Source organism: Candidatus Poriferisocius sp. (genome assembly GCF_965214065.1).
Taxonomy (GTDB): domain Bacteria; phylum Actinomycetota; class Acidimicrobiia; order Acidimicrobiales; family Bin134; genus Poriferisocius.
Genome location: NZ_CBDCAT010000022.1, coordinates 1 through 11,805, shown reverse-complemented (window position 1 = coordinate 11,805; position 11,805 = coordinate 1). Strand labels below are relative to the sequence as shown.

Below are 11,805 nucleotides of genomic sequence, written 5' to 3'. Positions count from 1 at the left end.
AGCAGGTGGCGTTCCGTATCGTAGGTCTCTTGAAGATCTGCATCATCCGCAACGGATTCGATTCGTTCCAGCAGCGGAATAACTTCATCGTCGCACGCCATTGCTACGACTGCGCGGAATTCGAGTCCCTTGGCAAGATGCATCGTACTGACGGACAGCATGCCCGTGCTGATCTCCATGTGCTCGTCAAGTGTCTTGAACGGCGTTCCAGACTCCTGTGCAGCCGCCTTTGCACGATCAAGCTGCTCCATTGATCGAACGAAAATGCCAATCTCGTGCGGCATGACATCCTCAGCAATTCGTTCCGCAATCCACGCACCAACCGCCTTTCCTTCCTGCTCTTTGCTGTTGAATACACGGATATCCGGCTCTGGCCCATTGAATATCGAAACCGTGCCCCGCCGGTCTTCCACATTTCCGTCGACATCGGAAATCTGAGGTCCGAGCAAGCGGTCAGATTGCATCCGTATCTGGTGCGAGGTCCGATAATTGATTCGCAGCGTTTGAGAGCGGCCCCGGACATCCACACCCAGGGATTTCCACGAAAAGGGAGGCTGGAAGATACGCTGACCGAGGTCACCGGCGAAGAACAGCGCATTGGGCCGACCGCCACCCAGGGCTGCGAGGAATCGTAGCTGGGTGACACCAATATCTTGTGCCTCATCAACTACAGCGAAGTCGAATGGAGGGTTCCGGCGGGTCGGGAGTTTTTCCGCTAACTGGTTACACATCTGTGCGCGCGTCACCAATCCTTGCTCACTCAAGCCTCGCTTTACAATTTCGAACACTTCCCATAGCTCAAGACGCTGCTGCTCCGGCAAGCGCGTTTTGCGCCCCAGACGCTTAACGTCGCGGTAGTCTTCCCACGTCGGCAGCTGCCAGGCATCCACGACATCTTCCCACTCCCGGAGTAGGAACCGGGGACTAAATCTCTGCGCTCCCTTACCATCTGTCGCCTCAGTCAGCAACTGTCTGATCTGCTCTCTCGTTGCAATCTTTGGGCGTGCGATATGCGCCTCAAATAATCGCTCACTGATCCTGTTGATTGCGTACACCTCAAGACGCTCCGCCAATCTCGGTTCGTTACTGATCAGTCGACGCAACTTGATTCGGAGCACACTGACCAGGGTGTCAGAAAATGTTGTCAGGAGGACTCGTGCGCCGGGATTGATCCGCGCCAGATGGACTGCTCTATGCAGTGCAACAATCGTCTTTCCAGTACCTGCAGAACCAGAGACTCGAGCGGGTCCGCTAAAGTCCTTCTCGACGATGTTGCGTTGCGCGGGATGGAGGAATATTGCCCACTTCTCCCAGGGATACTCAAGCGCGAGCGAAAACTCCTCCGCATCCGCCATGACTCGGAAGCGCCGCTGGGCATCCGGATGATCGAACGGGTCGACGGTGCCGGTCACCACTGTTGCTCTTTTCGGTCGCCCACCGGTCGCTAGTTCGAGAAGCGCTTCCGCCGCCTCGCCCGGTAGGTGATCTGCTATTTCCAGCAGCTTGTCTTCATCCGCCTTGCGAACATCGTTCAGCCACTCGGCCGGTACACCGAACCCCAGAAGCTCATTTTCCGATACATTATCGAACAGGGCCGCCTTGGTCGATACCGGATATTTCTCCACGACATAGGTCGGAACGGCGATCTCCTGGACCCTTTCACGGATTTCCACGAGTTGCGCGGCGCCCGTTTGGGGGTGCGTCTCAAGTTTGCGCCGCTCAGCCCACTGATACGCCTTGTCGTGGTGATCAACATAGCAGAGTAATAGACTGTCAGCGCTACGATGAACGATTAACCGGATATCACGGCTGACACGCACCGACCAGAAATTCGGATCTTTAACTCTGTCGAGCTTGTGGAACTGCATACCCGGATTCGCAGGGTTGAGTTGTAGATCGAACGCAGTCGTTTTGATCGCTTTTTGCTCGCTGCCGGTTAGCTTGGCGAGGCTATCTGTGAACGTATCGGCGATTCGGAAGTTCATTGGATCAGACCTCAACCGCTATCTTGATTTGGTTTTCTATAGCTGTATAGAGCCCTACATTGACCTCTGGTACACGGATGGAGACAAGTAGAGAATAATCCGCGCGCTGATCGTAGCGTTCTAGCTTGGGGCGTGTCTTCCACCAACCACTAACTGGAAACACCGAAAGCATGCCCCGGCTGGCCAGGCCAGCTGCTGGTCCCCTCCAGATATCGGAGTGCAAACTGCCTCTGTGGCGGTTACGCGTTCCCAACAGCCATCTTCGATCATCCCCACTACTGGTACTACTGCCTTCCTCTGCATCTCTTGCCGCCAAATTGATCCGCTGACGAAATTCATCGTCAGATTCATGTGGCCGTTTCACGTCGAAACGCAAACCATGAGACTCATAGCGATAGCGGGATTTGACCCCTCTAGCTGACGGGTTAGGCTCAATAAAGTAGGAAACTGTTACCCGCATCTCTACTTCCGTCTCGCCCAATGCCTCCAACTCCTGTAAGGGCCAGGGCAAGCGGTGCAGATTCATGTCTCTCAGGGTAGGCGCTTTACTGCCTTCTCTGGCAAAGGGATGAAGACTGTCTTCGCAAACCAAGGTTAGGGAATTCTCGACGCTCCACAAAGCACTCTCCAGATCAGGCTGACCAAAGCCACAATGACGCACCAGACCAGCCACGTCTCCCTTGTTTGGATTCGATGGATCGGAAAGAAACTGGCCGCGCATCTCTGGTGTCCATTGTGCAGAATGAACCATCAATCCACGAATGGTTTCCATACGCAGATCGGGATATTCAGCTATTAGACGGGCGGCCATCCCTGCAGCCAATGCTGTCGCCGCACTGGTGGCATTACTTGTTGTAAACAACCGATCAGCGATGGCCGAATTGGTAGTAAGCAAACTAAGGCTTGGCATACATATCGAACCGGTTGCATCTTTTGCCACATTCCCGCCCTCAAAAACCACATCTGGCTTCAACGGCCAATGCGACTGCCATGTTTGAGAGGTGGTGCTGAACGGACTCAATCCACCTGCTGGTGCAATGGGTTGGTAATCATCTGCATCAGGTTCCGTTATGTGAACCAGTTCAGTGGTTGCACCCACAGTCAGGGCGTTCCAGGCCTGACCTGGATCATGAATACCGTCGGTACTGTTGCTATGAGGATATTGCGACCAGGCATTGGGATCATCGACATTACCGGCAGAGAGGATGAACAACCGATGCGTCTCTCCCTGGTTCTCATAGTCCACGGCAAGCCGATCAATCGTAGCTGACCAGGCGGAAGGACGCCCTTGATCGCGGGCATCCCGAGTAGCAATCGCCATGCTGAAGACACGCTGGCGGTCTGGCGCGGTAATCTCTGGATAACTGACTGCCTGTATGGTCAGATAACCATGATACTCGGGATCACTACTGTTGGAATGGTTATGATCCAGCAATTTTACGGATTCAAGCCGGTGATAAATCGATAACGGCTCACTAGAGACTAACGCCGACGTCAGATCGCCCAACAATGCAAGACCTGCCATTTCAGTGCCATGACCCTGATTGTCATTTATTCCCCAACCCGGTTCGATGGTGTGTAGATCACGACTACCCAGTGCCGATGTGAGCAAAGGATGAGCACTATTGATCCCGGTATCCAGTACGCACACATGGGGTGCAACTTCACCTTCGACAGGAATACTCAGGCGCTGTAAAAGGTCATCACTCCAGTCGGGTTGGTCTTTAGGCGGAAGAGAATCGAAGAAGTCCGTCGTTTCTTTTCCTCGCCGCAACTCTGCAATACTGTTTAGCGTCATCATGGAACGCTGCATCTGCTCACGCGAACCATATATCAGCAACACGGTTCGCTCCGGGAACTCGATATGCCCCGGCGCTAATCGAAAGTCGAGACTTTCCGCAAGCCGTGTAAAGCGCTGCACCTCAGCGATGCGATCCCCTCTGACCGGCAACCATACTTCCCACCAGAAGGCTTTCTCATCAGACTGAGGAAAGACTTCAGGATCATCCGTCCATAAGGCTTTCAGACTGGCAACCCGAATATTTCTTATGGCATCCAGCAGCTTCTGATTGCTAGGTTTTCTTGTACTTTTTTTCTCGTTTATTTTGTCCTTGCTCTCGTCCAGATAGGCAACTACAAGATTTTCCAGAATATGCAGCTTTCCGTCAGGAATAAAAATTGTGGCCATTGTCTGACTTTCTTCATGCCTCACATTGAGCAACTCAATGCCAGAACGTTCCTTGGCCAGCGACTCAAATGCCAATTCAATATCCGGGAAGCTCTCGAACTCCACTTGCAACCCGAAGCCCTCATCCATACCTGCTGACTCTTGTTGGGAATGTGCCTGCTCGATTTCAGGCCTGAGTGCCCCCAGCTGCTGTAACAATCGGCCACCATGCTGCTGACGGTCACGTAAAGGAACCTCCGTCGAATCTCCACCACCGCGTGGCCGAAATGACTCAGCAGTGACTGTATTTTTCAGGATAAAATGTGACTTGTGTTGCTCCCCGTCATTGGCCATAAGAATATCGTTCCGTGTTTATCGTGCGTTATTCCTGAAGCGGGTAGCCATCTGGCATCTATCCAGAATCGCTTGGCGAATATCATCTTCTGAAATGGTCTTTCGCTCCCCCATCAACGCTTCCTTCAAAGTTTCATTACAGGCACGAACCAACTCAGCGTAACTGAGACCCTTTGACTCGCTGGCCAAACGTTTCCAGGAAACTCCTTTGGTCGTCTTCTCGCCAAGTCTTGATGTCAAAACAGCTGCAATATGCTCATCATCCGGCAATTCATAATGCAAGATATCGTCGAACCGGCGTAATAACGCATGATCGAGAATCTCTGGATGATTGGTCGCAGCAACAATGAGGCTGTGCGACTCATCTTGCTCGATCATCTGTAAAAAACTGGTCAGAATGCGCCGTACTTCACCCACATCATTCGCCAGCCCTCGCTGAGAACCAATAGCGTCAAATTCATCGAAAAAATAGACGCCTCTGGTACGATCCGTGGCATCGAACACTTGGCGCAGTTTGGCGGCGGTTTCGCCCATGTACTTGGTAATCAGTCCGTCCAGCCGAACCAGAAACAGTGGGAACCCGAGTTCACCGGCCAATATCGAAGCCGTCATAGTCTTACCGGTACCGGGCGCCCCCATCAACAACAGCTTGCGCCTGGGTGACAATCCATGGGAAAGGAGTCTGGTAGCCTGCCTTTGTTCTCGGACGATGCGCTTGAGCTGACAGGCCAAAGATTCATCCAGCACTATTTCATCAAGGCGGTTTTTTGGATAATCGACACTAAGAAGTCCTGCCAACTCACCTCGTGGACGTCCGATGGGAACCGTCTTGGCAGCGTCTTTTGGCGGCAAACCACGGCGAGCCTTGGCCTGATCCACCAGACTGCGCAACTCTTCGGCCAATTTACCATGACCGATTTTTGCTTCATGGGCAGCAAGCTGCATTGCTATAGAATAGAACCGATCGTCATCCCCATCGGCATGAGACTTTAGTAATGCTTTCAACTGGTTAGCGATAGCCATGACCATATCCTCCGGGTATCATCATACCCGGAAAACCTTCATCACCTCATCCCCCAGATGATTAATTACCTTGACCGCGATCCGCCCTGATTGGGGCTTGGTGAATGGCCGTGAAGTGTCACTGTGTAAAGTTGCCCAAGCGTCTTCGTTGATCTCCGCCTTCAATGTCGTCTTCAGCGCTTTGTACGGGTCGCTGGCACCGAGGAAGTAGGCGTGGCGGACGAAGAAACTCTCCTCATTGTAGTCGGTGTCGATAAACCAGCAGGCAATACCATCAGGCCCGTCGGAGCGGACTTCGCCGGTTTGAGGGTGGAAAACGTCTACTCCGTTGACTTTCACCTGAATTTGCCCGTCTCCGGCATCGAGAATGTCGATATCAGGCTCTCCGAAGATAACGAACAGATTCCCCTTTCCAGTATTCTTCAGGTCATCCGCCATGTGCAGGTCGGCATTCATGCGTGCCTTGAGTATCGGGATGCGTCCGAGCTTGTCGAAATCGGATGAATGCGCGTCGTAGTTGAAGGCACATGCGATCAAGACGTCGAAGTCGGCATCACCGGCCTCGCGGGTGGCAGCGACCAAGTCGGGTCGAGACACAGTCCCAAACTCGGGTCCGATGAAGATGGCTGCACGCTTCTCGGGGCTCGCTACGCCTTCGTCTTTCTCTGAATCACTTTCAACGTAGCGGCCTTCGGCACAGATCAAGTCACCTGGCCAGGGAGTGAGGGCTGTAAATGTAATCTTATCTTCCTTGTGAGCCTGCTGTACCCCGGCAGTTTTCAGGTTTTCCAGAATCATACGGAAGAAATCCACCTCATCGCTATAGCCCGTGTGACCATCGGTAACACCGTCGATCAACTCGTCGTTTTCGTCAACGCCCAACACACGGTGAGGTGACAAGCTTTCTACTGTGAAAGGTCCGGCCACTCGCACTTTTTTCTTGTCCTCGTAGGGTTTGTCATAGAGGTACTCGAAGCCTGCCTTTGTCGCTATGGATGTGTCAATCTCCTTCTGTCGGACAACGCGCTGGTCCCACCATTGCTTATGGAGTTTCTTCGCCTCGGCAGACCATATCTCGTCAGCTTCACGAGGGATTTCCCATTCCTCCCACGCCTTACCCAAGGTTCTGTTCAACTGCGCGCGGAGTGGTTCCAGTTCCTTCTGGAATCGGTCCCAGATAACGTCTATCTCTGCGTTATTAGCGATCGACTTCAGCGTGATGTGAGGCACGCGCTCGTAAATAAAGCCATGCCGAATGTCACCGCGTGTTGGTTGATTTGAAGGTATTGATTGAGTTATTTCTGCTTCTTTAGTCTGACCTTCCGGGCTATCTGCGAGCAGGTAATGAGGGTAGCGTGCTCCCATGATGCGTATACGGGCCAGAGCGAGCGCTACCCTTGAGGAGTCAATAGTGATCCAACGGCGGCCCCATTGTTCGGCGATGTATGCGGTGGTGCCGGAGCCGCAGGTTGGATCAAGGACGAGGTCGCCGGGGTCGGTAGTCATTAGAATGCAGCGCTGGATCACCGGCAGGGCTGTTTGAACCACGTAGGTTTTTGTTCCGCCGAACTGGTTTTGTCCAACAGTATCGGACCATGAATTGACGTAAGGAAATACCGGAAAATCGTCGAGAAATCTAATATATGAGAGCGTTTTACCCACGATTGCAATGCGACTTGCTTTCTCCAATCTTCTTATTCCCAAAGTATTCGTCTTCCAGTGCATTTGGATTCTGGGAGGAAAATCCAAACCACAAAAGTGTATAGACTTGTCATGCGCCGACGCGCCTTGTGACGTTAGATCAGCTAACGTCACAAGGCGCGTCGGCGCATGAACACTGTGATTTAGAGTATTGAAAGACGATACTGGCTTATATGATCCAGCCCCTTCATCTCCTGCAACCTTATGTCGCCACAATCCCCGGTACTTTAGGCTGGAAATATCTTTTGAGTACCAGCATATGTGATCTCCGACATTTGACAACGAGCTACCTGCGAAACCTGTCGTCTTGGCAAAGGTGATTTGGCTCACAAAATTCTCCTCTCCAAAGACCTCATCCATCACCGCCCGAACCCGATGGACATTCTCATCCCCGATCTGTACGAATACAGAGCCGGAGTCTGACAACAAATCCCGCGCTATGGTCAGTCTGTCTCGCAGGTAGGTGAGGTACGAGTGAATCCCATCCCGCCACGTATCGCGAAATGCCTTCACCTGTTCAGGCTCGCGTGTGATGTGGTTGACGTTGCCATCTTTCACATCACGGCTGGTCGTTGACCACTGGAAATTGGAATTAAACTTGATGCCATAAGGCGGATCGATATAGATGCACTGCACCTGCCCGCGCAAACCTTCACGCTCGGCCAGTGATGCCATCACCTGCAGGCTGTCGCCCAGAATCATGCGGTTGGTCCAGTTCGCGTCGTGCTGGTAGAACTCGGTCTTTGCATGGTCGTCGGGAAGCCCATTGAAGTCTGCGAACAGATCAATTTGCTTCTCACTCGCCTGGTAATCAGCCTTTGAGCGGTTAAGCAAGTCGTCGATCAATACCTTGGGGTGGACTTTTTCCTGGATGTAGAGTGGCGGTGCCTGCACGATAAGATCGGACCAGTCCCGTTCGTCCTTGCCGCGCCAGACAAGCTGCGGGTCCAGGTCGCGATTGCGCCGCTCATAAGCGATCCGGACGGGCGACTGCTCTTCCTTTTGCATCACTGGCTGGTATTCGGCAGTCGGTATGTTCTTGCGCGTTGCCTCCTCGTGGGTCAACGCCTCTACTGATTTGCGACTGGTCTTCTTCGTTCTTCTCGCCATGTCCTGATCTTCTGCTGCTTTACGATACGGGTTCTGTGATAACGCGGTCGATCATTTGATTGAAATGATCTTTCATCCTGGCCTCGAAATCGGACTGCATCTCCCACACATCCGCAAACTCGGCAAAAGCCCATCGTCCATAGTTGCCGTGGTTGTTAACGCCCGGCACCCAATAAACCTCCATCGTGTTCTTCTTCTCTTTCGCATCCTCTCGCCGGTAGCCCTTGATCTCCACAATAAGGTTTAGCGGGTCTTTCTTGCCGTGGCCATCGTTGATCAAGACGATGAAATCCGGGATGTAGATACGCATCTTTGAGCCGTAGCGGTAGGGTACTTCAAGGCCGAGGTTGTGGTTCTTCACATAGGCCAGTACGCAGGGATGGGTTTCGGCTATGCGGCAGAATTCCGCTTCCCAGTCACTGTCCAGAATCGCCCAGTCCACGTGGCACCGATGCGCGGCGGTTTTGTAGCGATTGGTTTTCGACGTGGTGAAATTAACGTGCATCGTGGAGCCTACAGAATTGTACGGATCCAATACAGCCTTGACTGGACGGCTACCAATCTCAGCCCGTGTTATAGCTGCCGTAATGCGCTCACAAGCCATGTCGGCCAATTCCTGATACATAAGCTGCGCCGGGTAGGTGCCGCCTTTGCAAACCAGGCAGGTATCGAGCCACTGTTTGGTGATGCGTTTGAGTTGGCCGAAGAGGTGGAGTTTTGGCCTCTCACCCGGATCACGCCATTTGGTGTAGAGAAGCCGCTGGGTAACATGGAACAGCAGTGTGGAGCGTCGCGTGTCTTTCAAATGTTCAAGGCCCAGATCGATGTTTTCACCGATAATGCCAGCATTGCGGGTGATTGATGGGCCGACGAGATTGGGCGTGAGTTCCAGCACGGAGTCTGCCGTGAACTCGGCTGTCAGCCGTTCCTCCGGGAGCTCGACCCGATAGCCCGCCACCCGTGGAAATCTGATCTCGAGTTGGTCACGGTCGGGCCGGATGGCCTTGACCTGGATAGTCTCCCGAGGAGGTTGCGGCGGTGCCACCACAGGCTTCGCCGTGAAGTCGAAGGGGATGCCCAACACGTCGGCATACTCGACGTTGAACAGGTTCTCTTCGTTCAGGTCGTAGGACTGTCTTCGCAAAGCCCTGCCGATGACCTGTTCGCAGAGTAGCTGAGTACCGAACGCTCGAACGCCGAGAACATGGGTGACGGTATTCGCGTCCCATCCTTCGGTGAGCATGGAGACTGATACAACGCAGCGAATCGAATCACCCAGCCGTCCAGGCTTGCCGACTGTGTTCATCACTTCCCGCAGCAGGTCCTGATCGGTAATGTTCTCGGCCTGACGGCGGTCTCCGGTACGTTCGATAATTTCACGGCGAAAGCGGTCAATCTCATCCGAAGCCAGGTCCCGGAAGTTCTTATTGAGCGCATCGCCGGATTCGATCTGTTCACTGTCTACAAGTAAGGTTCGTGGACGAGGAAATTGATTGCCGTGCTCGTCAAAATTTCGGAACAGTGGCAGCCGACCGTTCTCGAGTGTGGTCGTACCATCGTCGTTCTCTCGATGGAATCCCGAGATGAAGTCGTAGACAAGCTTGGAGGTAGAAGTGTTGTTGCAGACCACGATGAAGCAGGGTAGCACAATAATATCGGCCGACTCCCAGAGGTCGAAGGTCTTCTCATAGTGTCCGTAGAGCGCATCAAGCGCGGTCTGCAATTCGACAGGCAGGATCATCGGATCAAGTGTCTTTGCCTTACCGCGCCCCTTCTTCGGCATGCGCGTGCGAATGTGCTGCCAGAGATTCCGGAACTTGGGCATGTCACCGCCCGGAATGTTGTCTGCGACCGGCACGCGCGGCAGTTTGACGATGCCACACTCAATGGCATCCATGAGTGAGAAATCGCTCATGGTCCAGGGAAACAGCGTACCCTCGGCATAGCCGGAGCCACTGAGGAAAAAGGGCGTTGCAGAGAGGTCAATCACACGGGAGATACCCAGTTTGTGATTTACCGCTTCGAGGCCCGAGATCCAGAGCCGCGCCGCTTCCTTGTTCTTTTGCGCCTCTTTCTTGTCGTCTCCTTTCAGATCGCCTTCCAGGTCTTCTCCTGGTTTCTCGCGATAGCAGTGGTGCGCTTCATCATTGATTGCCAGGATATTCTTCATACCCATCAGTTCAGGCATCACGCGCTGGAGCATCTGCCCCTCAGTCTCGACCGTGTTAAGAATTTCGCCACGGCCTTGCAGAAGTGATCGTCCGCCCTTCGACAAGTCGATACGCTCGCGCAGTTTGAAGGCGTGGTAGTTCGTGATAACGATTTTTGCTCGCGCCAGATCGGGGAGCAGGTCAATCGGCACTAACTCGCGACTCTGGTAGTAGCTGTCTGGGTCATTCGGTTGCAGAACGCGCAGGCGATCCCGAATGGTCAGGCCCGGTGCCACGATCAGGAACCCTCTGGTGAACCGCTTGCTTTGTGGGTAACGCACGGTATTGATGGTTTGCCACGCAATTAACATCGCCATCACAGTGGTTTTTCCGGCGCCCGTAGCGAGCTTTAAGGCCACTCGCATGAGCTCGGGATTAGCCTCATTGTTGGCGTTGGCAAGGTGTTCAAGAAATCGCTTGCCGGCGTTTCTCACACGTGGCGCCACCTCGGTAAGCCAGATCGCGGTTTCAACTGCTTCGACCTGACAGAAGAATGGACGGATGTCACTGAACTTGTAGTGCCGCCAATGTTGGAGAAGGCGTGCCGTTTCAGGTGTTACCTGCCACTGATCGGGATTCGGTAGCAGGCGCCAGCGATCGACCTCCTGACGAACGCCGTTGATAATGGCGGTGTGGTCGTATGCCTGGTTCCTGGTCGAGAATTCCAGGCTCTCGTCAGACAGCAGGGAAGTCTGTTCCGCCGATCCCTTGCGCTTGCTGGGCTTAGGGATCGGCGTGATGAAATCCGCACGGCGACGATTTTCAATAATCTTCCGGGTTGGTTGGCCGGATTGGTCAAGCTCCCAATGCCGAGACGGGGACTCGTAGGGTGAGTTCAGTATTGGTTGCTGAAAGAACAAGTCATCCATGCTCTGATTTTCTCACGGTTCCGAACAAACTACTAGAAAAACAGGATCAGCAAAATAATACTGGTCAATCCACCTAACAGGAAAGATATGGCGCTGATGATGCCTAAAGCTGTGGTGGTGTTGGCCAGGGGGAAGGTCTGATTTTCCAGGATGACCAGAGGAAATCAAAGTAGGTGATCAACGCACCTTGAGTCCAGGAAACCATAACCGGCTGCCTACACCAGATTGCCGACTCGCCAATTTATCATGGGCAAATGAAAGGCAGTGAGGAAAGAAAGGAGCCAGCCGGACGGAGGGGGTACAATTGCCGGGTAATTATCCCGCAGGCCAGGAACGTGAAATTTAAAGGATCTTCTCAACATGAACCATGTGTCCCGTAATTTCGC

General features: G+C 53.3%; 5 protein-coding genes. All 5 read right to left on the bottom strand.

The window, feature by feature from the left end; all coding sequences use genetic code 11:
* On the bottom strand, positions 1-1,985 hold a 1,985-nt coding region (locus ACOOGG_RS01405), incomplete at its 3' end, for a UvrD-helicase domain-containing protein (protein WP_420431530.1).
* A gap of 4 nt (positions 1,986-1,989) precedes the next feature.
* Positions 1,990-4,506: a S8 family peptidase gene (locus tag ACOOGG_RS01400; RefSeq protein WP_420431528.1), complete on the bottom strand. Its 2,517-nt coding sequence runs from the start codon at positions 4,504-4,506 to the stop codon at positions 1,990-1,992.
* Between the two features lie 18 nt (positions 4,507-4,524).
* Positions 4,525-5,529, bottom strand: coding sequence for an AAA family ATPase (locus ACOOGG_RS01395; protein ID WP_420431526.1), 1,005 nt, complete (start codon positions 5,527-5,529; stop codon positions 4,525-4,527).
* A gap of 21 nt (positions 5,530-5,550) precedes the next feature.
* The gene (locus ACOOGG_RS01390; protein WP_420431524.1) at positions 5,551-8,340 is read right to left on the bottom strand and encodes a site-specific DNA-methyltransferase; all 2,790 of its coding nucleotides are present in this window, start codon (positions 8,338-8,340) and stop codon (positions 5,551-5,553) included.
* Positions 8,341-8,359: 19 nt separating this feature from the next.
* Complete coding sequence (locus ACOOGG_RS01385) at positions 8,360-11,419, bottom strand: BPTD_3080 family restriction endonuclease (RefSeq protein ID WP_420431522.1); 3,060 nt, start codon at positions 11,417-11,419, stop codon at positions 8,360-8,362.
* Positions 11,420-11,805: the final 386 nt, after the last annotated feature.

What these genes read in the sequence shown, in the direction of transcription:
- ACOOGG_RS01400 (WP_420431528.1), bottom strand. Translation starts at nt 4,506, where the DNA reads ATGGCCAATGACGGGGAGCAACACAAGTCACATTTTATCCTGAAAAAT.
- ACOOGG_RS01395 (WP_420431526.1), bottom strand. Translation starts at nt 5,529, where the DNA reads ATGGCTATCGCTAACCAGTTGAAAGCATTACTAAAGTCTCATGCCGAT.
- ACOOGG_RS01390 (WP_420431524.1), bottom strand. Translation starts at nt 8,340, where the DNA reads ATGGCGAGAAGAACGAAGAAGACCAGTCGCAAATCAGTAGAGGCGTTG.
- ACOOGG_RS01385 (WP_420431522.1), bottom strand. Translation starts at nt 11,419, where the DNA reads ATGGATGACTTGTTCTTTCAGCAACCAATACTGAACTCACCCTACGAG.